Annotated in this window: 15 protein-coding genes; 11 read left to right on the top strand and 4 right to left on the bottom strand. The window is 71.6% G+C overall.

Annotation, left to right across the window (positions count from 1 at the left end; genetic code table 11):
- The first annotated feature begins 37 nt into the window (after nt 1–37).
- From ACWEK3_RS01885 to galE, 9 genes are all read left to right on the top strand, one after another.
- Nucleotides 38–1,423 carry an ABC transporter substrate-binding protein gene (locus ACWEK3_RS01885; protein ID WP_450540340.1) on the top strand — a complete coding sequence of 462 codons (1,386 nt, stop codon included), beginning with the start codon at nt 38–40 and terminating at the stop codon, nt 1,421–1,423.
- A 7-nt stretch (nt 1,424–1,430) separates the two neighbouring features.
- The gene (locus tag ACWEK3_RS01880) at nt 1,431–2,774 is read left to right on the top strand and encodes a carbohydrate ABC transporter permease (protein ID WP_384436313.1); all 1,344 of its coding nucleotides are present in this window, start codon (nt 1,431–1,433) and stop codon (nt 2,772–2,774) included.
- Between the two features lie 88 nt (nt 2,775–2,862).
- On the top strand, nt 2,863–3,774 hold the full coding sequence (locus tag ACWEK3_RS01875; RefSeq protein WP_450540338.1) for a carbohydrate ABC transporter permease: 912 nt from the start codon (nt 2,863–2,865) through the stop codon (nt 3,772–3,774).
- Between the two features lie 612 nt (nt 3,775–4,386).
- Entirely contained in the window at nt 4,387–6,576 is a 2,190-nt protein-coding gene (locus ACWEK3_RS01870; RefSeq protein WP_453248670.1) for a bifunctional glycosyltransferase/CDP-glycerol:glycerophosphate glycerophosphotransferase, read from the top strand.
- 15 nt (nt 6,577–6,591) lie between these two features.
- Nucleotides 6,592–8,838 (top strand): bifunctional glycosyltransferase/CDP-glycerol:glycerophosphate glycerophosphotransferase, encoded by a 2,247-nt coding sequence (locus tag ACWEK3_RS01865; protein ID WP_453248669.1) that lies wholly within the window; start codon nt 6,592–6,594, stop codon nt 8,836–8,838.
- Nucleotides 8,835–10,154: a hypothetical protein gene (locus ACWEK3_RS01860; protein ID WP_453248668.1), complete on the top strand. Its 1,320-nt coding sequence runs from the start codon at nt 8,835–8,837 to the stop codon at nt 10,152–10,154. Before ACWEK3_RS01865 ends, ACWEK3_RS01860 begins: the two co-directional genes overlap by 4 nt.
- A 168-nt stretch (nt 10,155–10,322) precedes the next feature.
- Nucleotides 10,323–11,609, top strand: coding sequence for a glycosyltransferase 87 family protein (locus ACWEK3_RS01855; protein ID WP_450540330.1), 1,287 nt, complete (start codon nt 10,323–10,325; stop codon nt 11,607–11,609).
- 44 nt (nt 11,610–11,653) lie between these two features.
- Nucleotides 11,654–13,270 carry a glycosyltransferase gene (locus tag ACWEK3_RS01850; RefSeq protein WP_450540388.1) on the top strand — a complete coding sequence of 539 codons (1,617 nt, stop codon included), beginning with the start codon at nt 11,654–11,656 and terminating at the stop codon, nt 13,268–13,270.
- A gap of 58 nt (nt 13,271–13,328) precedes the next feature.
- Complete coding sequence (gene galE, locus ACWEK3_RS01845) at nt 13,329–14,309, top strand: UDP-glucose 4-epimerase GalE (RefSeq protein ID WP_453248667.1); 981 nt, start codon at nt 13,329–13,331, stop codon at nt 14,307–14,309.
- Between the two features lie 188 nt (nt 14,310–14,497).
- On the opposite strand, the gene ACWEK3_RS01840 is transcribed toward galE, so the two are convergent.
- Nucleotides 14,498–15,136: a TetR/AcrR family transcriptional regulator gene (locus ACWEK3_RS01840; RefSeq protein ID WP_450540326.1), complete on the bottom strand. Its 639-nt coding sequence runs from the start codon at nt 15,134–15,136 to the stop codon at nt 14,498–14,500.
- Nucleotides 15,137–15,306: 170 nt separating this feature from the next.
- Between ACWEK3_RS01840 and ACWEK3_RS01835 the strand changes: the two genes are divergently transcribed.
- Entirely contained in the window at nt 15,307–16,221 is a 915-nt protein-coding gene (locus tag ACWEK3_RS01835; protein WP_450540386.1) for an ABC transporter permease, read from the top strand.
- Nucleotides 16,196–17,023, top strand: a complete 828-nt coding sequence (locus tag ACWEK3_RS01830) for an ABC transporter ATP-binding protein (RefSeq protein WP_453248772.1) — start codon at nt 16,196–16,198, stop codon at nt 17,021–17,023. The genes ACWEK3_RS01835 and ACWEK3_RS01830 overlap by 26 nt, the downstream gene beginning before the upstream one ends.
- 30 nt (nt 17,024–17,053) lie before the next feature.
- Here the strand turns inward: ACWEK3_RS01830 and ACWEK3_RS01825 are convergent, their stop codons facing one another.
- From ACWEK3_RS01825 to ACWEK3_RS01815, 3 genes are all read right to left on the bottom strand, one after another.
- The gene (locus ACWEK3_RS01825; RefSeq protein ID WP_450540324.1) at nt 17,054–18,568 is read right to left on the bottom strand and encodes a hypothetical protein; all 1,515 of its coding nucleotides are present in this window, start codon (nt 18,566–18,568) and stop codon (nt 17,054–17,056) included.
- 201 nt (nt 18,569–18,769) lie between these two features.
- Entirely contained in the window at nt 18,770–23,707 is a 4,938-nt protein-coding gene (locus ACWEK3_RS01820; protein WP_450540323.1) for an NAD-glutamate dehydrogenase, read from the bottom strand.
- A 607-nt stretch (nt 23,708–24,314) separates the two neighbouring features.
- Nucleotides 24,315–24,983, bottom strand: coding sequence for an HAD family hydrolase (locus ACWEK3_RS01815; RefSeq protein WP_453248666.1), 669 nt, complete (start codon nt 24,981–24,983; stop codon nt 24,315–24,317).
- Nucleotides 24,984–25,011: the final 28 nt, after the last annotated feature.

The following is a 25,011-nucleotide window of genomic DNA, read 5'->3' as shown; positions in this document are numbered from 1 at the left end:
CTCGGACGTTCGACGAGGAACGGAGAACGGGGCAGTCATGCGCAGCACGAGCAACACCATCCTCAGCCACAGGGCAGCCAGGACCGCGGCGGCCGTCGCCGCGGGAGCACTGGCCCTCTCCCTCACCGCGTGCGGCGGAAGCGACGACAAGAAGAGCGGCGACGACCAGAGCAGGGGCACGAAGCCCGGTGCCGTCGTCCCCCTCCCCAAGCTGGACGGCGCGACGCTGGAGGTCGCCGCCGTCTGGACCGGCGGCGAGCAGAAGAACTTCAAGCAGGTCCTCGCCGAGTTCGAGAAACGCACCGGCGCCAAGGTCACCTTCGTCCCCGCCCAGGACCCGATCATCAACTTCCTCGGCTCCAAGATCGCGGGCGGCCAGCCGCCGGACGTGGCGCTGCTCCCGCAGCCCGGCGCCATCAAGCAGGCCGTGGACAAGAAGTGGGCCAAGCCGCTGGGCCCGGAGGCCCAGGCGCAACTCGCCAAGAACTACTCGCAGGGCTGGCAGGACATCGGCAAGGTCGACGGCACGCAGTACGGCGCCTACTACAAGGCCGCCAACAAGTCGCTGATCTGGTACAACGCCAAGGTCTTCGAGAACGCGGGCGCGAGCGAGCCCAAGACCTGGAAGGACCTGCTGAGCACCGCGCAGCAGGTCTACGACTCCGGGGTCACCCCGTTCTCCGTGGGCGGCGCCGACGGCTGGACCCTCACCGACTGGTTCGAGAACGTCTACCTCTCCCAGGCGGGCCCGGAGAAGTACGACCAGCTCGCCCAGCACAAGATCAAGTGGACGGACCCGTCCGTCAAGGACGCGCTCACCACGCTCGCCCAGATCTGGTCCAAGAAGGACTACATCGCGGGCGGCCCGAAGGGCGCGCTCCAGACCGAGTTCCCGGCCTCGGTGACCCAGACGTTCACCGGCGGCGACCAGCCGAAGGCCGGCATGGTCTACGAGGGCGACTTCGCCCAGGTCAACATCGGCGAGACCAAGGCCGTGGTGGGCACGGACGCGAAGGTGTTCCCGTTCCCGGCCGTGGGCTCCACCCCGCCGGTGGTCTCCGGCGGCGACGCGGCCGTGATCCTGAAGGACTCCAAGGCGGCCCAGGCCCTGGTCACCTTCCTGGCCTCGGCGGACGCGGCGACCATTCAGGCGAAGCTCGGCGGCTACCTGTCACCCAACAAGAACGTGCCGGACTCCGCGTATCCGAACGAGGTCCAGCGGAAGATCGCGAAGGCGCTGATCGACTCGGGCGACGACTTCCGCTTCGACATGTCCGACCAGGCCCCGCAGGCCTTCGGCGGCACGCCCGGCAAGGGCGAGTGGAAGGAACTCCAGGACTTCCTGAAGAACCCCTCGGACGTCGCGGGCACCCAGGCGAGGCTGGAGAAGGACGCGGCGGCGGCGTACGGCGGCGGGAGCTGATCCGGCGATGACGCCGGCCACGGCGGCGGGAGCCTCAGCGGGCCCCGCCGCGCCCCGTCGTCGCAAGAGCGTGACCGGCACCCGCAGGACCGTGGCGGCCCTGTTCCTGCTGCCCGCCCTGGTGCTGCTCGGCGCGCTCGTGGTCTACCCCATCGGGTACTCGGTCGTCCGCAGCTTCTACAACGCCTCCGGCGACGGCTTCGCCGGGTTCGACAACTACAAGGCCCTGTTCACCGACGACGGCATCCGCACCGCGCTGAAGAACAACATCATCTGGGTGGTGTTCGCGCCGACCGTCGCCACCGCGCTCGGCCTCGTCTTCGCGGTGCTGACCGAACGGGTGCGCTGGGGAACGGCGTTCAAGCTGGTCGTCTTCATGCCGATGGCGATCTCCATGCTGGCGGCCGGGATCATCTTCCGACTGGTGTACGACCAGGACCCGGACCGGGGCGTCGCCAACGCGGTGTGGGTCGGGGTGCACGACACCTTCGCGCAGTCCTCGGCGTTCCCGAAGGCCCACCCGGGCCGCGACTCGCCGCTGAAGCCGGACCAGGGCGGCTTCATCACCTCGGCCACGGTCCGCACCGGCGAGTCGGTGGCCCTCCCCCTCGTCGGCGTCGCCCCCGACCAGATGCCGAAGAGCGCGAAACGGGCCGTACGGGCCGAGCCGCAGCCGGGAAGGATCACCGGCACCGCCTGGCAGGACTTCACACGCGGCAAGGGCGTCGGGAAGCTCGGCGCGGTCGACCCGTCGGAGTTCGGCTATGCCGGGATGCGGATCGAGGCGGTCAAGGACGGCAAGGTGGTCGCGTCGGCGACGGCAGCCGACGACGGCACGTTCACGCTGCCCGCGCAGGCGGACGGCGCTCGGCTCCGGCTCCCGGCGAGCAACTTCAAGGCGCCGTACAACGGCGTGGACTGGCTGGGCCCGTCGCTGGTGACTCCGGCCATCATCGGGGCGTACGTGTGGATGTGGGCCGGGTTCGCGATGGTGCTGATCGCCGCCGGGCTCGCGGGTGTGCCCAGGGAACTGCTGGAGGCGGCCCGGGTCGACGGCGCCAACGAGTGGCAGGTGTTCCGCCGGGTCACCGTGCCGCTGCTGGCGCCCGTGCTCGCGGTCGTCGCGGTCACCCTGATGATCAACGTGCTGAAGATCTTCGACCTGGTCTTCATCATCGCCCCGGGATCCTCCCAGGACGACGCCAACGTCCTGGCCCTGGAGCTGTACCGCAAGGGCTTCTCGGAGGGACAACCCGGCATCGCCAGCGCCATCGCGGTGTTCCTCCTGCTGCTGGTCATCCCGGTGATGCTGTTCAACATGCGGAGGCTGCGGCGGGAGGTGCGGCGATGACGGCGCGTCCGGCTGTCTGCCGGGGGTCCGGGGGTCGCCCCCCGGATGAACACAGCAACATGCGCAGGCTGCGGCGGGAGGTGCGGCGATGACGGCGCAGACCGGGAGTCCGACGAAGGCGGCGCCCGTTCCCGAGGCCGTGCAGGCGAAGCCGTCCCTGGGGTCGCGGCTGGCGGAGGCCGTGAGCGGTGGCGCGCTGAGGGTCTTCCTGATCGTGGTGGGCTTGTTCTGGCTGGTCCCGACGATCGGCCTGCTGCTGTCGTCGCTGCGCGCGCCGGAGGACATGAGCGCGAGCGGCTGGTGGACCGTCTTCAGCAAGCCCGCGCAGCTCACCTTCGGCAGTTATCAAAAACTGCTGGAGAACGGCGACATCACCGACTCCCTGGTGAACACGGTCCTGATCACCGTGCCGGCGACGGTCCTGGTGGTCCTGGTCGGCTCGCTGGCGGGCTACGCCTTCGCCTGGATGGAGTTCCCCGGCCGGGACTGGTGGTTCCTGGCCGTGGTCGGCCTGCTGGTCGTGCCGGTGCAGGTCGCGCTCATCCCGATCGCCGAACTGTTCGGCAACGTCGGCCTGTTCGGCACGATCTTCGGGGTGATCCTGTTCCACACGGGCTTCGGCCTGCCCTTCGCGGTGTTCCTGCTGCGGAACTTCTTCGCGGAGATCCCCCGCGAACTGCTGGAGGCGGCCCGCCTCGACGGCGCCGGCGAACTGCGGCTGTTCGCCCGCGTGGTGATGCCGCTGGGCGGGCCCGCGATCGCGAGCCTGGGCATCTTCCAGTTCCTGTGGGTGTGGAACGACATGCTGGTCGCGCTGGTGTTCACCAAGTCCGGTACGCAGCCCATCACGGTCGCCCTCCAGACGCAGGTACGCCAGTTCGGCAACAACATCGACGTCTTGGCACCCGGGGCGTTCATCTCCATGGTGATCCCGCTGGCCGTGTTCTTCGCCTTCCAGCGGCAGTTCGTCTCGGGCGTGATGGCGGGAGCGGTCAAGTAAGCGCACGGGACGTGCGGTTCGGGGCGGTCCGGCACCGGCCGGCCCCGAGCCGCCGGCCCGCCGTCCCCCGGATGTCCCAGCGGGCCGTGACCGACTCGCTCCACCGGCCGTTCCCGGGCAGAACGCCCACGTCGGCCCTTGGATGCCCGCCTTGCCCAGGTTCAGTGTCACCGTCCCCGCGCACCGGGTCCCGGCGTACCCGCGCGCGTTCCTGGAGGCGTGCCGGCGGCGTTGCCGCGCCCTCGGCCTCCGGCCGGCGCTGCGCACCGGACTGCGGCACGCCCTGGTCCGGCTGGCCCCGCACCGCGCGATCCGGGTGCTGCTGCTGGTGACGGCCCTGTGCCGCCGGGCGGTCGAGCGGGCCGTCAAGCCGCTGCGCGTACTGCGGACCGCCGTGCTGCGCGCCCGGTCGCGCACGGCATGGCCGAGCCGGTCGACGTCTCCCCGTGCCGTCCGGTGTCGTCGCAGGTCACGACCCCGGGCCGAAGCCCGCCCGCAACCCTGCCGCAACCCACAGGCCCACAGACCGTCACCCAGAGGCTTTAAACACCGTTTGCTCTTTTGGGAGTCCGTATGCACGCATCGGACCGGATCAACAGAAGAAAGAGCAGAATGCCCCGATTCAGCATCGTCGTCCCGTCGCATGGCGTCGCGGGCCGGCTGTCCCTGGCGCTGGACTCGGTCCTCGCCCAGTCCTTCGGAGACTTCGAGCTGATCGCGGTGTGCGACGGCCCGGCCGCCCCGGCCGCCGGCGTCGCCGCCGACTACGCGGGGCGGGACTCCCGGGTGGTCCTGGTGCACTCGCCCCCGTCCGCGGGCCTCGGCGCGGCGCGCAACGCCGGGACGCGGGCGGCGAGCGGCGCGTATCTGCTGTTCCTCGACGGCGACGACACCCTGGTGCCGGGCGCGCTGTCCGCGCTGGCCGCCCGCCTGGAGGAGACGGGCGACGTCGACGTGCTCTACTTCGAGCACGAGCGGACCCCCTGGTGGGACCGCGAGCCGGCCACCACGGCCGGGCCGCCGCCGGTCACCGTCCGCGGGCCCGCCTTCTCCCCCGCCGAGGCCCCGCACCTGACCGGCGTTCCGCTGCCCGCGTGGAGCGCGGTCTACCGCCGCTCCTTCATGACCGGGCGCGGCCTGGCCTTCCCCGACGGGCACCGCGTCGACGTCGCCTGGGGCGGCCTGGTCACCGTCGCGGCCGAGCGCGTGGCGGTGCTGCGGCAGGTCGTCGTACGGCATCTGCTGCGCCGGCAGGGCAGCCGGCTCGACCTCCCGGGCGAGCACCAGTTCGACCTCCTCGACCAGACCGAGCGGGTGCTCGTCCGGGCCGTCGCCGAGGGACTGCCCACGGAGCGGTTCACGCCGCTGTTCGAACAGCTCTTCGACGCGGTGCTGACGGTGGCCGCGCATCCGGAACAGGTGCCCGCTCACCGGCGCCGCGCGTTCTTCCGCCGTGCCCACCGCCTGTACCGCCGCCACCGCCCGGCCGGCCACCGCGCCCCACAGGGCCGGTCCGGCGTGCCGCACCGGCTGCTGGCGTCCGGGGCGTACACGGCGTTCCGCGCGCGGTGCGCCACCGGCCGGGCGGCGGAGGCCGGCCGTCGCCTGCCGCGCGCGGCCAGGCTGCGCACCCGCCTCGCCTACCGCCGGCACCTGCACCGCCCGCTCGACGAGAACCTCGTCGTGTACTGCGCCTACTGGGGCAGGGGTTACGCGTGCAGCCCGGCCGCCCTGCACGCCAAGGCCCGCGAACTCGCCCCGCACCTGCGCGGTGTGTTCCTGGTGGAGCCCGGCCAGGAACACACCGTTCCGGAGGGCGTCGACCACGCGGTGATCGGCAGCCGCCGGTACTGGAAGGTGCTGGCCCGCGCCAAGTACCTGGTGAACAACGCCAACTTCGCCGACGCCGTCGTCAAACGCCCCGGCAGCGTGCACCTCCAGACCCAGCACGGCACCCCGCTGAAGACGATGGGCTGCGACCAGTCGACGTACCCGGTGGTCGCGGCGCAGTCCGGCAGCTTCGCCAAACTGCTGCGCCGCGTGGACCGGTGGGACTACAACCTCTCCTCCAACCGCCACTCCACCGAGGTGTGGGAACGGGCCTTCCCCGGCTCCTACGAGCCCCTGGAGTACGGCTACCCGCGCAACGACGTCTACTGCGCCGCCCGCGCCGAGGACGTGGCCCGCGTCCGCCGCGAGCTGGGCGTCCCGGAGGGGAAGACGGCCGTCCTGTACGCGCCCACCCACCGCGACCACCGCACCGGCTTCGAGCCCGGCCTGGACCTGGAGGCCTTCTGCGCGGCGGCCGGCGAGGACGTCGTCGTCCTGCGGCGCGCCCACTACTTCTACGACCGGAGCGGGCCGCGGAGCGGCGGCCGGATCATCGACGTCACCGCGCACCGCTCCTCGGAGGACGTGTGCCTGGCCGCCGACGCGCTGATCACCGACTACTCGTCGATCATGTTCGACTACGCCAACCTGGACCGCCCGATCGTCGTGTACGCCGACGACTGGGAGGTCTACCGGGAGACCCGCGGCGTCTGCTTCGACCTCATGGACACGCCGCCCGGCCCGGTCGTCCGCACACCGCGCGAACTGGCGGCGGTCTTCCGCGACGGCTCGTACGCGCGCCCGGAGTCGGCGGCGCTGCGGGCCCGGTTCCGGGAGCGGTTCTGCCAGTTCGACGACGGGCGGGCCGCCGAGCGAGTCGTCCGCCGGGTGTTCCTCGGCCAGCCGCCCGAAGCGCTACCGCCCGTGATCCCGCTCGCCGAGCGCGTCCCGGCCCCCGCCGCCCCCCACTAAGGAGCTGACGCAGCAGTGCCCCGCTTCAGCATCATCGTCCCCTGCTTCAAGGTGCAGGGGTTCCTGCGCGAATGCCTGGACTCGGTCCTGACGCAGTCCTTCGGCGACGTCGAGGTGATCGCCGTCGACGACTGCTCCCCGGACGGCAGCGGCGCCATCCTCGACGAGTACGCCGCCCGCGATCCGCGTGTACGGGTGCTGCACCTGCCGGAGAACGTCGGGCTCGGCCGCGCCCGCAACGCCGGAATGCCGCTCGCCACCGGCGACTTCCTGTTCTTCCTCGACAGCGACGACACCCTCACCCCGGGCGCGCTGCGGGCCATCGCCGACCGGCTGGAGGAGACCGGAGACCCGGACGTGCTGGTCTTCGACTACGCCCGCACCTACTGGTGGGGCGGGACCCGGCGCAACGTGCTGGCCGCGGTGCTGGCCGAGGCCGGTCCCGGCACCTTCACGGCCGCCGAACAGCCGCGGATCCTGGACCTGTTGATGGTGGTGTGGAACAAGGTCTACCGGCGCGACTTCGTCGAGGAGCACGGCTTCGCCTTCCCGCCCGGCTACTACGAGGACACTCCCTGGACGTTCCCGGTCCTGCTCACCGCCCGGCGGATCGCCACGCTCGACCGGATCTGCCTGTACTACCGCCAGCGCCGGCAGGGCAACATCCTGTCCACCACCAGCCGCAAGCACTTCGACATCCACGACCAGTACGAGCGGGTCTTCGCCTATCTCGACTCCCGTCCCGAGCTGGCGAGTTGGCGCCCCTATCTGCACCGGAAGATGGGCGAGCACTGCCTGGACATCCTCGCCAAGCCGAACCGGCTGCCGCCGTCGGACAAGGCCGAGTTCTTCCGCCGTACGGCGCGGATGTTCCGCGCCCACCGGCCTCCGGACGCGGACACGACCGGTGTGGTCCGGGTATTGGAGGGCGGTTACGCCGCCTACCGGGCCGGGCGGCAGGCCGGGCGGGCCCGCCGGGAACTCGGGCGCCGGACGCTGCGGGTCCGCAGGGCGGCGGCCGTACGAGTGAAGGGCGGCTGGGCCGCGCTGCACGCCCGCCGGACGCTGGACCAGGACCTCGTCCTGTACTCGGCGTTCTCGCACCGGGGCATGCTCGGCGACCCGGCGGCCGTCCACCGCAAGGCACGGGAGATCGCGCCGCATCTGCGCGGGGTGTGGGTGGTCCGCGACCGGGAGCGGGCCGCGCTGCTGCCGCCGGACGTCGAGTACGTGCTGTCCGGCACCCTGCGCCACCGGCAGCTCGCCGCCCGGGCCGCGTTCTTCGTCAACAACGCCAACTGGCCGGCGGCCGTGGCCAAACGGCCCGGCAGCACGCACATCCACACCCATCAGGGCACCCCGCTGAAGTTCATGGCGGCCGATCTGCTGGGCAAGCCCGGCGCCTGGCACGGCGTCGACGTGCCGGGCCTGCTGTCCCGCGCCGACCGCTGGGACTACAGCCTGGTCGCCAACCGCCACTCCGAGCTGGTGTGGGAGCGGGCCTACCCCTGCCGGTTCACCTCCGCGCGCACCGGCAGCCCGCGCAACGACGTGCTCGTCACGGCGCGTGCGGACGACGGCGCCGCTCTCCGCGACCGGCTCGGCATCCCGCCGGAGCACACGATGGTGCTGTACGCGCCGACCCGCCGGGAGTACCGGCGCGGCGGCCACGTCGAACGCTTCGACCCGGCCCGGCTCGCCGCGGACCTCGGCGAGGGCCACACCCTCGTCGTACGCCTGCATCCCTCGCTGGCCACCGGACCGGCGCGCGGCATGGGACTGGCCGAACTGCACCGACGGGGAGTGCTCGTCGACGCGACCGACGAACCGCACGTGGAGGAGCTCATGCTCGCCTCCGACGTGCTGGTCACCGACTACTCGGCCCTCATGTTCGACTACGCCAACCTGGACCGGCCGATCGTGGTGCACGCCGACGACTGGGGCGCGTACACCGCGAGCCGGGGCGCCTACTTCGACATCACGGCCGAGCCGCCGGGCCATGTCTCGCGTTCCTACGAGGAGTTGGCACGGCTGTTCACCTCCGGCGGCTGGCGGGACGCCGAGTCGGCGCGGCTGCGGACCGGCTTCCGGGAGCGCTTCTGCGAGTTCGACGACGGCTGGGCGGCCGAGCGGGTGGTACGGACCCTGATCCTCGGCGACGAGGAGTGGACACCGGATCCGACGGCGGCGCCCGCGTCCTCCGAAGCGGTCGCCCACCTGCCCGCCCAGGCCTCCGGCCACGACCAGCTGGCGCCCTCGTGAGGCGGCCCCGCTGGAAACCGCACGCACGGCGGCCGAGCACCTGGGTGCTGGTCCTGGCCGCCCTCTTCGCACTGCTCCAGCTCGGCACCGTCACCGGCCGGGACACCCCCGACACCAAGAACTACCTGTCGTACGCGCTGAGTCTGCGCGGTGCCGACAAGCGGGAGGCGGCGGCCGTCACGATCGACTACGTGTGCGCCGGGAAGGCGGCCCGGGCGAGCCGCGCCCACAGCGTGGACGTGCTGCGCTTCCGCGAGCCGAGCCCGGCGGCCCGGGTGGCGGGCGCGTGCCGGACCGAGCTGCGGCGCGAGGTGGAGGCACGGCTGCGGGCCGGGCAGACCGGCGGACACACCCTGCCGTTCATGCCGGAGCGCTTCATGCGGATCTTCGAGGCGCGGCCGGGCTACCCGGTGTTCCTGATCCCCTTCATCACGCTGTTCGGCGTGACGTGGGGGGTGTGGGCGGCGGGCGTCGCCGTCACGGCGGTGGGCGGCGTCCTCGTCTTCCTGGTGCTGCGCGGCCGCCGCGTGCCCGTGCCCCTGGCGCTGACCGGCCAGGTCCTCTACTACGTGCTGCCGTGCGGCACGACGGCGATGCGGCCGATGGCCGAGGGCCTGATGCTGGCGCTGACCCTGACGGGGTTGTGGGGCTGCTCGCTGGCGCTGGACGGGCGCGTGCGGGCCGGCACCGCCCTGGTCGCGGGTGCGCTGCTCGCGCTGTTCACGGTCAAGCACTCCCAGGCGCTGTTCCTCGGGCTGAGCCTGGCCGCCGCGGGCGCGGCCGTCGCCGTACGGCGGTGGACGCGGCGGCGCCCGGCGGGGCGGGGTGTCCTGGCGGTCACCGCGGTGGCCTGCGGCGCCGCCGTCGGCACGGTGCTCCTGGCGCGGGCGCTGCGCTATCCGAGCGGGAGCGACAGCCTTCAGGACCTGCTCACCGGCCACTACGCCCTGCCCGATCGCGACCGTCCATGGCCGGAGCTGCTGCGGCTGGAGGGAGGGTTCTGGCTGGAGTGGCTGCGCCGGCAACTGTGGCAGCCGCTGTTCGCCGCCCTGCTCGCCGCCGGCGCGTGGGGTGCGCTGCGGCGGCGGGGGGCGTTCGGCCTCTTCGTGGTGGCGACGGCGTTCACCGGGTTCCTCACGCAGGCGGCGCATCCCGACATCACCGTGTGGGGCGAACGTCTGATCGTGCTGGCCTGGCTGCTGCCGGTGGTGGGGGTGCCGCTGCTGCTGGAGCGTGTGGTGCCCCGGTCGGCGGCGGACGTCCCGGGTCCGCGTACCCGCAGTCGGCCGGACAAGTGGAGTCCGGTCACTCGATGAAGGATGACGACGTGATGCGACTGACCGGGCTGACCCGTAGGAGCGCGGCGCCGCGCGGGCGCGCGGCCCAGGTGCCGCGACTGCCTTGGTCCACTTGCCAGGCTCTTACCAACGACTGGACGCGTATCAGCACATATACGGCTTTCACGCGGATTACGATCCGCCGTGATGAGCGCCTTCCAGAGCGTGACGCGTCTTCTCACGCGCCCGTCGACGAGACACCGCCTCCTCGCCCTGACGGCCGCCTGGCTCCTCACGCGCGCCCTGATGCTGTGGCTGCTCGCCCACAACGGACTGCCCCGGCTGGGCCGGGGCTCGGTGGCGCGCGAGGTGTGGAAGCTGTACCAGCACTGGTACGTCCTGCTGTCCCACGGCGCGTTCCCGGCGCACGACACGCTGTGGCAGTACCCGCCGGGCGCCGGACCGGTGCTGCTGTCGCCCGCACTGCTGCCGGGCCTGACGTACTTCCAGGCCTTCGTGGTGCTCACCGTCGCCGTCGACGCGCTGGTCACGCTGGCGCTGGCGCACGCGGGCACCCGTCCCGGCCGCAGCCTGCGCGGGGCCGCGTACTGGACGCTGGGCCTGCCCCTGCTGCTGCACATCCCACTGGCCCGCTACGACGTCCAGGCCACCGCCCTGGCCGTGCTCTCCCTGCTGACGCTGTCGCGCTCCACGCGCGCGTGCGGCGCGCTCGCAGCGCTGGGCGCCCTGGTGAAGGTGTGGCCGGCGCTGGCGCTGCTCGGACTGCCCCGGGGCCGTGCGACCCGGTCGGCGTGGACATGGGCGGCCGCCACCGGCGCCGTGGCGCTGACCGTCCTCGCCGGCCTGTTCAGGAACCCGCTCGCCTTCGCCCGCCAGCAGGGCGGCCGGGGCGTGCAGATCGAGTCGTTCGGCGGCACCGCGCTCGCGCTGGCCACGCACGCCGGCTGGCCGGGCCGGGTGCGCTACCGGTACGGGGCCCTGGAGTTCACCGGACCGTATGTCTCCACCGTCGCGCACCTCTCGCTGGTCCTGTCGGCGAGCGCGTTCGGACTGCTGCTGCTGTGGCGGATCCGGGCCCGGCACTGGACGGAGGCGACACCGTACGACGCCGCGCTGAGTGCCGTCCTGCTGTTCACCGTCACCAGCCGGGTGATCAGCCCGCAGTACATGGTCTGGCTGCTCGGCCTCGCGGCGGTGTGTCTGACGTCACCGCTGACCACGCAGCGTCCGGTCGCCGCGCTGATCGCGCTGGCGAGCCTGGTCAGCGTGATCGCGTACCCCACCCTTTACCAACAGGTGGTTGCCTGTTCGTGGACAGGTTGTGCACTCATGCTCATGCGCAACGGACTGCTGGCCGCCGCCGCGCTATTCTCATTTGCCCGGTTGTGGCGATCGACGAAATTGATGACGTCCGAAGGGGAACCCGAACCGGACGTTCACCGTCTTCCGCACGGGACGCTAAGCCCCTCTTAACGGGAGATTACCGACCACCCCTACTATTCCGGCCCGTGGATTCCATGCATCTGCACCCCGACCAGGCCTCCGACGTCAGCGTCGTCGTGATCGGTTACAACGACGTCGCCCACATGGCCGACGCCGTGCGCTCGGCTCTCGCGCAGGGTCCCTCCGTCAGCGAGGTCGTCGCCGTCGACGACTGCTCGACCGACGGCACCTTCGAGCTGCTCGGCCGCCTGGCCGCGGCCGAACCGAGGGTGCGGGTGATCCGGCGCGAGGACAACAGCGGCGGCTGCGGCAGCCCGCGCAACACCGGCTTCGACGCGGTCACGACGCCGTACGTGATGTTCCTCGACAGCGACGACGTGCTGCCGCCGGGCGCGGTGGACGCGCTGCTCGCCGCCGCCCGGGAGGAGCGGGCCGAGGTCGTGAGCGGTCTGTGCGTGCGCCGTGAGCTGCCCTCCGGGCGGGAAGTGCCGTGGCAGCAAAGGCTCTACAGCGAGGGCGCCGTCCTCACCCACCCCGCCAAGCTCCCGCGTCTCGTGCACGACACGCTGTGCGTCAACAAGCTGTACCGCGCCGATTTCCTCCGCGAGCACGCGATCCGCTTCCCGGAAGGTCACTTCCCGTACGAGGACTTCGTGTTCACCGCGCGCGTGCTGGCCGCCGACCCACGCATGGCCCTCATCCCGGACCAGGTGTACGTGTGGAACGTGCGCCGGTCCGCCGGGCAGCTGTCGATCTCTCTGGACCGCGCGAACATCGAGAACTGGCGGGCACGCACCGAGGCGAGCCGGTCGGCGTACGACATCCTGCTGGGCGCCGGGCAGAAGGAGCTCGCGCGGGCGGCGCGCGCCAAGTTCCTCGAACACGAGCTGCGCATGTACGCGCGTGAGCTGGGCCTGCGCGACGCCGGGTACCGGTGCGCCTGGTGGGAGCACACGCGGCAGTACCTCGGCGAGTACGACGCGGCCGACTGGGCGGTCAACCCGACGACCGCCGGGCACCTCCTCGGACGGGTGATCCTCGCGTCGCCCGAGCCGCGCGACCTGCCGCGCCTGAAGGAGCTCGCCGCCCGCCCGGCCCGTCTGTGCCCGCCGTACGCCCGGGACAAGGACGGCACCCCCGTCTGGGCGGACGACCTTCCGCAGATCGGCCTGGAGCCCTACCTGGTCCGGCCGGTCCCCGTCCTGCCCCTGGCCGTGGACGCGGAACTGCACCCCCACGCGGGTACGAGCCGGCTGCGGCTGCGCCTGCACGACCTGTACGGCAGGGTGGCGTCCGCCGGGCCCGAGGCCCTGGAGGTGGAGTGGCTGCACCGCGAGGCGGGGCGCACGGTCCGGGGCGCCACCGTCCCGCTCGTGCCGGCCGCGGACGGCACCTGGTCGGCCGAGACGGGCGTGGACCTCGCGGGGCTGGGGGCCGGCACCTGGGACCTGCGGCTGCGGGTGTGCTTCGCCGACGGCACGCACCGTAAGGTGACAGCGCACGCACGCGCGGGCGCCGGTCTGCTGCGCCGCCGCGTCGTACCGAGCGTGCGCTACGGCGTCCTGCTGGTCCAGCCATACGCCACGCACTCCGGCGCGCTGGCCCTGCGGCTGGCGGCGGGACTGCGCGGGGTGACGTCCGTCCTGCACGGCAGACTGCGCCGCCTGCTCCACCGGGCCGCGCCCCAGTGAGCGCACCACGACCCGCATCCGATCGACGACCTGGGCCAACTGACGAGGAGACGCCCGCATGACCTGGCTGATCACCGGCGGCGCCGGCTACATCGGAGCGCACGTCGTCCACGCGATGACCGAGGCGGGCGAGCGTGCGGTGGTCTACGACGACCTGTCCACCGGCATCGCCGAGCGCGTCCCGCGGGACGTCCCGCTGGTGGAGGGCTCCACGCTGGACGGCGACCGGCTGGCGCGTGCCCTCGCCGAGCACGAGGTGACCGGTGTCGTCCACCTGGCGGCGAAGAAGCAGGTGGGCGAGTCGGTGGACCGGCCCCTGCACTACTACCGGGAGAACGTCGAGGGTCTGCGGGTCCTGCTGGAGGCGGTGACGGCGGCCGGGGTCGGCTCGTTCGTGTTCTCCTCCTCGGCGGCCGTGTACGGCATGCCGGATGTGGACCTGGTCACGGAGGAGACGCCGTGCGCGCCGATGTCGCCGTACGGCGAGACGAAGCTGGCCGGCGAGTGGCTGGTGCGCGCGACCGGACGGGCGACGGGGCTGTCCACGGCGTCCCTGCGGTACTTCAACGTGGCGGGCGCGGCGAGCCCGCGCCTTGCGGACCTCGGCGTCTTCAACCTGGTCCCGATGGTCTTCGAACGGCTGACCGAGAACGCGCCCCCGCGCATCTTCGGGGACGACTACCCCACGCCGGACGGCACCTGCATCCGTGACTACATCCACGTGGCCGACCTCGCGGAGGCCCATGTGGCCGCGGCTCGCGCCCTGCGCTCCTCCCCCGGCCTCGATCTCACGCTGAACATCGGCCGCGGGGAGGGGGTCTCGGTGCGCGAGATGATCGACACGATCAACGCCGTCACCGGCTACCACAGCCCCCCGACGGTCACCCCGCGCCGCCCCGGCGACCCCGCCCGCGTCGTCGCCTCCGCCGACCGCATCGCCACGGAACTCGGCTGGAAGGCCAAGCGCGACCTCCACGACATGATCACCTCGGCCTGGCAGGGCTGGCTCCACCACCACCCGGGAGCCGCCCGCACCTGACGTCACACGCGGACGCGGACCGCCACACGCCCACGCACAGGGCGACCACCGGGCGGGCCGCCGTCCGCGGTGTGCGCCGCTGGCGGTGGGCGGCTGCAGCCGGGCGGCCGACTCGGTCCCGGGTCTCCACGGCGGCGTGAACGATCAACCTGGTAGCGCCGGTGCGCCGGACTGCGGAGACCCCGCGGTCAGAGCGCCTTGATCGCCTCGGCCGTGCCCCGGGCGAGGGCGTCCAGGTAGCCCTTGGGGAGTTTCGGCGTGCGGATGACGACCGCGCGCCAGTACAGCGGGCCCGAGATCAGGTCGAGGGCCAGGTCCCGGTCCGGACCGGGGCGGATCTCGCCGCGGCGCTCGGCCGCCGCCAGGATGCTGCTGGCCACACTCTCCTGACCGTCGCGCAGGGCCTTCTGCATGGCCTCGGCGATGTCCGGGTTACGGGCCGCCTCCGCCTGGAGGTCGGGGATGATCTGCGAGGCGATGGGGTGGCGCAGGGCCCGCGAGGTCACCTCGTACAGCAGCCGCAGGTCGCTCTCCAGGGAACCGGTGTCCGGCGCGGGCAGGCCCTGCACGGCGAGCGCCGAGACGATGTCCAGCACCAGGTGCAGCTTGGAACGCCACCGGCGGTAGACGGCCGTCTTGCCGACGCCCGCGCGCCGCGCGATCCCCTCGATGGACATCCGCGCGTAGCCGACGGACGCCAGTTCCTCGAAGACCGCCGCCCGGATCGCCTCCGTCACGTCCTCGCGGAGCACGGCCGCCCCGGCGGGGGCCCGGCGGCGGGGGCGCGTCTGGGGCTGCTCGGCGTTCGTCGTCATGGGGCCAAGCATAGGGCGTTACGACGAAACGGTTGCGTTGCGGCGTCGCTTCGCCGTACGCTCACGTTGCGACGATACGGTGCCGTTCCGACGTAAGAAAACGTGAAGAGAACCGTAAGGAAATGAACGACGACACGGAGCCGGACGCCAGCACCACCTCCCCCCGAGCGAAAGCAGCGGATGTGAGCCACGTCCTCCACACACCGCCCCACACCACGGCCCCGGCCGAGGACGGCCTCGCGGCGGTCGCCGCCCGCCACGGCCTGTCGGTCAGCGGCGCCCGCCCGTCCCTGCCCGAGTACGTCCGCCAGCTGTGGGCGCGGCGCCACTTCATCAGCGCCTTCGCCACCGCCAAGCTCACCTCCCAGTACAGCCAGGCGAAGCTCGGCCAGATCTGGCAGGTCGCCACCCCGCTGCTGAACGCGGCCGTGTACTACTTCATCTTCGGCATCCTCATGGGCACCAGCCGCGGCGTGGCGGACTACATCCCGTTCCTGGTGACGGGCGTGTTCATCTGGACGTTCACCCAGAACTCGATCATGGCGGGCACCCGGGCGATCTCCGGCAACCTCGGCCTGGTGCGGGCCCTGCACTTCCCGCGGGCCGCCCTGCCGGTCTCCTTCGCTCTTCAGCAGCTCCAGCAGCTGCTGTTCTCGATGGTCGCCCTCCTGGCGATCCTGCTCTGCTTCGGCATGACGCCCACCATGTCGTGGGCGCTGGCCGTCCCGGTGCTGCTGCTCCAGTTCGTGTTCAACGCCGGCGTCTCGATGATCATGGCCCGGATGGGCGCCAAGACACCGGACATCGCCCAGCTGATGCCGTTCCTCCTGCGTACCTGGATGTACGTCTCCGGTGTGATGTGGAGCATCGACAAGACGCTGAACCGCAGCCACATGCCGCACGTGCTGAAGGTGCTGCTGCAGTCCAATCCGGCCGCCGTCTACATCGACCTGATGCGCTTCGCGCTGATCGACAGCTTCAAGGCGCACCAGCTCCCCCACCATGTATGGGCGTTCGCGCTGGGCTGGGCCCTGCTCGCCGGGGTCGGCGGCTTCATCTACTTCTGGAAGGCTGAGGAGACGTACGGCCGTGGCTGAACTGAAAACCGACAAGATCCCCACCGTCGTGGTCGACGGGGTCGACATCGTCTACCGGGTCAACGGCACCGGTTCCGGCCGCGGCTCGGCGACCGCCGCCCTCAACCGGATCCTGCGCCGCGAGAAGGCCGAGAAGGCGGCCGGCGTACGCCGGGTGCACGCGGTCAAGAAGGTCTCGTTCGTCGCCTACAAGGGCGAGGCCATCGGCCTCATCGGCACCAACGGCTCCGGCAAGTCCACGCTGCTCAAGGCCGTCGCCGGACTCCTGCCCGTGGAGAACGGCAGGATCTACACCGACGGCCAGCCCTCGCTGCTCGGCGTGAACGCGGCGCTGATGAACGACCTGACCGGCGAGCGCAACGTCCTCCTCGGCGGACTGGCCATGGGCATGTCCCGCGAGGAGGTCAAGGAGCGCTACCAGGACATCGTCGACTTCTCCGGCATCAACGAGAAGGGCGACTTCATCACGCTCCCGATGCGCACCTACTCCTCCGGCATGGCCGCCCGGCTGCGCTTCTCCATCGCCGCCGCCAAGGACCACGACGTCCTGCTGATCGACGAGGCGCTGGCCACGGGCGACCGCTCCTTCCAGCGACGCTCGGAGAAGCGGATCCGCGAACTGCGCGCGCAGGCCGGCACGGTGTTCCTGGTCAGCCACAGCAACGCCTCCATCCGCGACACCTGCGAGCGCGTCCTGTGGCTGGAACGCGGCGAACTGCGCATGGACGGCCCCACCGAGGAGGTCCTCGAGGCCTACGAGGCCTTCACCGGCGGCCCCGACAAGAAGAAGGCCATGCGATAGCCCCACACCCGCTGGCGCCCGGCGGGCCGGTCAGGGAGTGACCGCGTAGAGCACCTGGCCGCCCGGACCGTGGGTCACCACGCGCAGTTCGGGGTCGTGGCGCGGTCTGCTTCCGTCCACGACCCAGCGCACGTCATAGGTGCGCAGGATGTCCCTGCGTTCGCCCTCCGGTGTGCGGAGCGTGTAGTAGCGCCGCACCGCCCACTCGCGCTGGGCCTCGTCCGGCAGGAAGAAGTCCGGATAGCCGGGGGCGACCGTGTAGGGGCCGTAGGCCGGGATCAGCCGGGAGGGCAGGTCCCGGGCCATGACCACGTCCCCGTACTTCACGTACGGCATGATCCAGTAGTACCCGGTCCAGGTCGGGGTGTAGCCGGCCGCGAGCACGTCCGGCAGCGCCTCGCGCCCGACGGCGTACCCGAGCACGCCGGCCTGGGTCCACGCACCCAGGGCCAGCGCGCCGCCCAGCGCCCACGCCCAGCGGGTCCGCACGGCCCGCCGACCGCCCTGCACCACCTCCAGCGCGGCGGCGATCTGGGCCGGGACGAGGGCGGCGGGCAGCGTCCGGCCCCAGGCGTAGTGGCCCGTGGCGAACCCCAACGCGCACACCAGCGCGCCCAGCAGGAAGAAGACCATCAGCGGGTCCCGCCGGTCGCGCCGCCACCGCACGACCAGCGCGGCCACTCCGAGCAGGGACAGCCAGTAGCGGCCGAGGAATTGGGTGTAGAGCGCCCGGTGCACCTCCTCCAGATCACTTCCGGCCGAGAACAGGGCGAAGAAGTCGTAGTACGGCCACAGCCACAGCACCAGCAGCCCCAGGGCCGTCCCGGCGCCGAGCCGCGGCCACAGGGCACGCGGGGGCCGGGCCGCGAGCACCACGGCGAGACCGCCGAGCGTGGCGACGAACCCGGTGAACTGATGGCACAGCAGGATCAGCGCCCACAGCGCCCCGAGCCCCAGCCACACCTCCCACCCGGCCGCCGCGCGCAGCGCCCGGGTGAGCCAGGCCCAGTAGTGGAAGGCGAGGCCGAGGGCCAGCACGCTGGGATACGACACCGTCAGCGCGAGGGAGTTGAGGGAGAGGAAGCCGCTCCAGTTGATGAGCTCCGTACCCCACAGCAGAACCAGGCTCAGGGCGGCCAGGGCGGGCGCGGCACGATGCGCGCTCAGCGTTCTGACGTACCGCCAGACGCCCGTCACCAGCAGCGTGAGCCCGGCGAGCGCGGCGAGCCGCAGCACGTCGAACACCGACAGGCCACTGGCCCGGGCGACTGAGCCGAGGAGCAGCATCCACGGCGAGTAGTACGGGCTCGGGGTGTCGGCGTCGACGAGCGGATTGCCGGGGTGGAACAGACTGTGGCGCAGCCGCTGGATGGTCGCCGCGTGCATGCCGAGGTCACCGGCCCAGGGCAGCCGGTCGATCACCAGGAGCAGCAGGGCGACGAGGAGCGCGGCGGCCGCGCGGGGCGCGTAGGACCCTCCCGGGGAGGTCGGCGGCCGGGGGACGGCCGTGCCCGCTGAGGGTGCCTCAGGCGACGCGGTGCGCATCGTGCCGCCTGAGGAGCCAGGTGCGACTACCGAGGGTGTTCACGCGGCGACTTTATACGAATGATCCCGTTTAGCAGGAAACGGTAAATTCGGCGTACGGCGTTTCCTGGACGACGGCAAGAAGAAGGCGTGGACGGCATGAGGGCGCCCCGGACCGGAAAGGTCCGGGGCGCCCTCGAGTACGGGTCGGCCTCCCGCGCGTTACGAGTGCGTCCGCAGCAGCGTGCGCATCGTCCGCATCGCCACCGACAGGTTGGCCAGGTCGAACGCGTCCGAACTGCGGATCTCCTCGAGCGTGGCACGCGCCCGGGACAGGATCGCCCCGTTCTTCTGCTCCCACACCTTGAAGCGCTGCTCCGGCGTGGCGGTGCCGTTGCCCGCGGCCAGCACGTCCGCGGTCAGCGCCGAGTGCGCCGCGTACAGGTCCTCGCGGATCGCCGCACGGGCCATGGACTGCCACCGGTCGGCGCGCGGCAGTTCGATGATGCGGTCCATCAACTGGGTGATGTGGAGGCGGTCGGCGAGGTCGTAGTACACCTCGGCGACGTCCATCGGGTCCTTGCCCATGCGGTCGGCCACCGAGACGATGTCGAGCGCCGGGAAGGCGGAGGAGAACCCGGCCACGCGCGTGGCCAGCTCGTCCGGGACGCCGGCGCCGGACAGCTCGTCGTACACCTGCTGGTACCACTCCAGGTCCGCGCCCTTGAGCAGCTTGGGCAGCTCCGCCCACACCTGCCCGACCCGCTCGGAGAAGAACTCGATGGTCTCGGCGAGCTCCAGCGGCTGCGGCCGGTTGTTCAGCAGCCAGCGCGTACCGCGCTCGACCAGTCGGCGCGAGTGCAGGCGGATCCGGGTCTGGACGTCGGCCTCGACCTTGTTGTCCAGCGCCTCGACCGCGTCCCACACCGGACCCGAGCGGAAGATCGTGCGGGCCACCGTCTGCGCCCTGACGATCTCCTCCAGCGACGCCCCGGTCTCCTCCCGCAGGCGGTGCAGATAGGTCGTACCGCCCGTGTTGACCGTGTCGTTGACCAGGACGGTCGTCGTGATCTCGCGGCGCAGCGGGTGGTTGTCGATCCGCTCGGCGAACTGCTCGCGCAGCGCGGTCGGGAAGTAGGCGTGCAGCAGGCCCCGCAGGTACGGGTCGTCCGGCAGCGAGGTGTGCAGCAGCTCCTCGGCGACCGTGATCTTCGTGTACGCCAGCAGGACGGCCGTCTCCGGACCGGTCAGGCCGTGCCCGGCGGACAGCCGCTCACGGATCTGACGGTCGGTGGGCAGGAACTCCAGCGCCCGGTCCAGGTGGCCCTCGCGCACCAGGTGCTTCATGAAGCGCTGCTGGGCGTGGAGCATGTCCTTGGACTGGGCGAGCGCGTTGGCGATCGCCGTGTTCTGCGCGTAGTTGGTGCGCAGCACCAGGGCGCCGACCTCGTCGGTCATCTCGGCGAGCAGCTTGTTGCGCTGCTTGACCGTCATGTCGCCTTCCGCGACCAGCCCGTTGAGCAGGACCTTGATGTTCACCTCGTGGTCGGAGGTGTCCACGCCGGCGCTGTTGTCGATGGCGTCGGTGTTGATCCGGGCGCCCTGCATCGCGCACTCGATCCGGCCGAGCTGGGTGAAGCCCAGGTTGCCGCCCTCGCCGACGACCTGGACCCGCAGGTCGCGGCCGTCGACGCGGATGGCGTCGTTGGCCTTGTCGCCGACGTCCGCGTGGGACTCGGTCGACGCCTTGACGTACGTGCCGATGCCGCCGTTCCACAGCAGGTCGACCGGGGCCTTGAGGATCACCCGCATCAGGTCGGCCGGGGTCAGCTTGGTGATGCCGGCCTCGATGCCGAGGGCCTCGCGGATGCGCGCGTTGACCGGGATCGACTTGGCCGTACGGGGGAAGATCCCGCCGCCGGCCGAGATCAGCTCGGCGTTGTAGTCCGCCCACGAGGAGCGCGGCAGCTCGAACAGGCGGCGGCGCTCGGCGTAGGAGACGGCCGCGTCCGGCTCGGGGTCGATGAAGATGTGCCGGTGGTCGAAGGCGGCGACCAGCCGGATGTGCTCGCTCAGCAGCATGCCGTTGCCGAACACGTCACCGGACATGTCGCCGATGCCGACGACCGTGAAGTCCTGGGTCTGGGTGTCCACGCCCAGCTCCCGGAAGTGCCGCTTGACGGACTCCCAGGCGCCGCGGGCGGTGATGCCCATGCCCTTGTGGTCGTAGCCCGCCGAGCCGCCGGAGGCGAAGGCGTCGCCGAGCCAGAAGTCGTACGACTGGGCGACCTCGTTGGCGATGTCCGAGAACCGCGCCGTGCCCTTGTCGGCGGCGACCACCAGGTAGGTGTCCTCGCCGTCGTGCCGCACGACGTCCTGCGGGGGCACGACCTCGCCGGCGACCATGTTGTCGGTGATGTCGAGCAGCGCCGAGATGAAGGTCTTGTAGCTGGCGACGCCCTCCGCCATCCACGCGTCCCGGTCCACGCTCGGGTCGGGCAGCTGCTTGGCGACGAACCCGCCCTTGGCGCCGACCGGCACGATGACGGTGTTCTTCACCATCTGCGCCTTGACCAGGCCCAGGATCTCGGTGCGGAAGTCCTCGCGCCGGTCGGACCAGCGCAGACCGCCTCGGGCGACCTTGCCGAAGCGCAGGTGCACGCCCTCCACGCGCGGCGAGTACACCCAGATCTCGTACGCCGGGCGCGGCGCCGGCAGGTCCGGGATGGCCTGCGGGTCGAACTTCATGGAGACGTACGCGTGCGGTCGGCCGCCCTCCCGCGCCTCCTGGAAGAAGTTGGTGCGCAGGGTCGCCTTGATCACGGTGAGGAAGGACCGCAGGATCCGGTCCTCGTCGAGGGAGGCCACCTGGTCCAGGGCCGCGTCGAGCTCTTCCAGCAGCGCGTCCACGAGTTCGTGCCCGGCGCGCTGGCGCTCCGGCGACATCCGCGCCTCGAACAGGGAGACCAGCAGCCGGGTGGTGTGGACGTTGTTGCGGAGGGTGTCCTCCATGTAGTCCTGGCTGAAGGTCGAGCCGGCCTGGCGCAGGTACTTGGCGTAGGCACGCAGCACCATCGCCTGGCGCCAGGTCAGCCCGGCGCCCAGCACCAGGGCGTTGAACCCGTCGTTCTCCGCCTTGCCCGTCCAGGTGGCGGCGAAGGCGTCCTGGAAGCGCTCACGGGCGTCGTCGCCGAGGTGGTCGCCGGTGCCGCCGGACTCCTTCGGCATCCGCAGACCGAAGTCGTAGACCCACGCCGTCGTACGGTCCGCGCAGCGCAGTTCGTACGGCCGCTCGTCGGTGACCTCGACGCCGAGCCGGCTGAGCACCGGCAGCACGGCGGACAGGGAGACCGAGCCCCCCTTCTGGTAGATCTTGAACCGGCGCTCCTCGGGGGCGGCGCCCACCGGCTCGTACAGGCTCAGCGCGAAGGTCTTGTCCTCGTTCAGCTGCTCGAGGTTGCACAGGTCGGCGACTGCCGCGCGCGGGGTGTGGTCGGCCTTGTAGCCCTCGGGGAAGGCGCCCGAGTAACGGCGCAGCAGCTCCGCGGCGCGCTCCTCGCCGAGTTCGGCGGTCAGCGCCTCGGAGAAGGCGTCCGTCCAGGAGCGGGCGGCCTCGACCAGGCGGGCCTCGATGCGCTCCTTGTCGCTGTCGGACAGCTGCGGCAGCTCGGTGCCCTGCGGCACACGGACGACGAAGTGCAGCCGGGAGAGCACCGACTCGGTGTTCCAGGCGGTGAAGTCGACGCTGGTGCCGCCCAGCTCCTCCTTCAGGATGTCGATGATCCGCAGGCGTACGCCGGTGGTGTAGCGGTCGCGCGGGAGGTACACGAGGGCCGAGTAGTAGCGGCCGTACTCGTCCTGGCGCAGGTACAGGCGCAGCCGGCGGCGCTCCTGGAGGTACAGCACGGAGGTGGCGATGGCCTGGAGCTCACCGACCGGGGTCTGGAAGAGCTCGTCGCGCGGGTAGGTCTCCAGGATCTGGAGCAGATCGCGCCCGTCGTGGCTGTTGGGCGAGAAGCCGGCGCGCTCGAGGACCTCCTCGACCTTGCGGCGGATGACCGGGACCCGGCGCACGGACTCGGTGTAGGCGGCGGACGAGAACAGGCCGAGGAAGCGGCGCTCCCCGACGACCTCGCCCTTGTCGTTGAACTTCTTGACGCCCACGTAGTCCAGGTAGGAGGGCCGGTGGACGGTGGCCCGGCTGTTGGCCTTGGTCAGCACCAGCAGCTTGTGCTCGCGCGCCTTGGCACGGGCGTCGGCGGGCAGCCGCTCGAAGGACGGGCTGACCGGGTGGCTGTCGTCGCCGGCGTGCGGCGGGTCCGCGCGCAGTATGCCCAGCCCGGTGCCGGGCACGGCGGCCAGGCAGTCGTCGTTGCGCAGCTGATACTCGCGGTAACCGAGGAAGGTGAAGTGGTCGTCGGACAGCCAGCGCAGCAGCTCGCGGGCCTCCTCGACCTCCTGCGCGCGCAGGTCGCCGGGCGCCGGCTCACCGGGCAGTTCCTCGGCGAGGCTGGTCGCCGCCTGGCGCATCTTCTCCCAGTCCTCGACGGCCTCGCGGACGTCGGACAGCACACGCAGCAGGTCGGCGGTGATCTGCTTCAGGTCGGCGCGGTCGGTCTCGCGGTCGGTCTCGACGTGGATCCAGGACTCGGTGTGCGCGTCGTGCGGCAGCTCCTCGCCGGGCGCCGCGGCGGGCAGCACCTCAATGAGCTTGCCGGTGACGTCACGGCGCACCACGAACTGCGGGTGGATCACCACGTGGATGCCGCGGCCCTGTCGGGTCAGCTCGTTCGTCACGGAGTCCACGAGGAAGGGCATGTCGTCGGTGACGACCTCGACGACGGAGTGGCTGCACGTCCAGCCGTTCTCCTCGACGGTCGGGGTGTGGACCCGGACGTTGGCCGTGCCCTGGGGGCGGTTCTCGGCCAGGCGGTAGTGGGAGTAGGCGGTGCCGAAGACGTCGACCGGGTCACGGCCTGCGAGGTCCTCGGGGGCGGTGTGCAGGTAGAAACGCTGGAGGAACGCGAGCACGGACTCCTGGTCCGGCGTGCCCTCGCCCGTCGACCCGGTCGGGATATGTCCCCCGAGCGGACTGTTCTCAGCTACCCGGGCGGCCCTCTCGAGCAGCTCGGCCTTGGCTTCGTCCAGCTTGGTCTGCATTGTCCTCTGGCTCCTGTCGCGCGCCGTTGCGTGACGTAGAAGGAAGTACGGTCTCTTCCTCTCCGGCGTGACGCCGCGGCCCGGGATGTCCGGTGTCCTTCGACGCTATGCCGGAAAGTGAGATGAGCGGGGGGATATCAGCCTTGTTCGACGCGTCCGACGGGTGTGACGCTGCTCTCGGCCGCGCCTCTGCCTGTGGATGACGCGGCGTCCTGGGGGCCGTCGAGGCCCCTTCCCGCCCGTGAGGACCAGCGACCGCCGCCCGGACACGGATGTGGTCCGTGCTCACCGGGCGCACAGCGGAGGCGACGGCGCCCCCGCGAACTATCGCGCTGATCACGCCACAAGGCTATCGCTCCTCATGGGGGGCCCGTCATGAGCCGTATGTGTACAAAACCGGGGGTGGAAGTTTGACGTTCTGCACAGGGGTGGGGACGGCGAAGGCGACGTATGGCTCCACCGGACCCCGACATTCCGCGTTTCCCACTCCACGCTTCCCACTCCACGTTCGTCACCCCCGTTCCCCTCTCCCCCGTGTCTCCCCGCGTTTTCCCGCGTCTCGCCGCGCTTCTCCCGCGCTTCTCCCGCGCTTCTCGCCGCGTGCCGCTCACTCGGCCAGCCGCTGCGCCTCCACGACCGCCTCCCGCAGGGTGTCCACCACCGGCACGCCCGCCTCCTCCAGGCTGGCCCGGCTGTGCGAACCGCCGGTGTAGAGCACCGCCCGCGCGCCGACGTGCCGTGCGGCCACCGCGTCGTCCGCCGCGTCGCCGATCACCACCGTGCGCGCGGGGTTCACCACCTCGGACAACGCGCCCAGGTGCCGCACCATGTGCTCGGCCTTGCTGCCGCCGGAGCGGCCCGTCCGCCCGTCCACCCGGAGGAAGTGCGTCTCGATCCCGAAGCCCCGGACCAGCGGGACGAGGTCCTCGTGCCCGTACATGCTGAGGATCGACTGGCTGTGCCCGGCCGACGTCCACCCGGTGAGCAGTTCCACGGCTCCCTCGGTCAGGGTGCATCTGGTGCGGTGCTCGGAGTAGTACCGGTGGAAGACGCCGTCCATCGTGTCCCACTCGGCCCCGGTGGGCAGCCGGCCGAGCAGCCGCTCGTAGAACTTCGGGACCGGCACGCAGTACAGCGCGCGGTACTGCTCCAGTGTGATCGGCTCCAGGCCCAGCTCGGCGAACGCCGCGTTCGTCGCACCGATGACCGCGTCGTTGTCGTGGAACAGCGTGCCGTTCCAGTCCCAGACGATGTGCGCCCCTGACTGATTCCCCATACCGGAAAACGTACCCGCCGCCACTGAC

Source organism: Streptomyces sp. NPDC004721 (assembly GCF_053601495.1).
The sequence above is the reverse complement of the archived record's forward strand: the minus strand, read 5'-3'. Positions and strand labels throughout refer to the sequence as shown.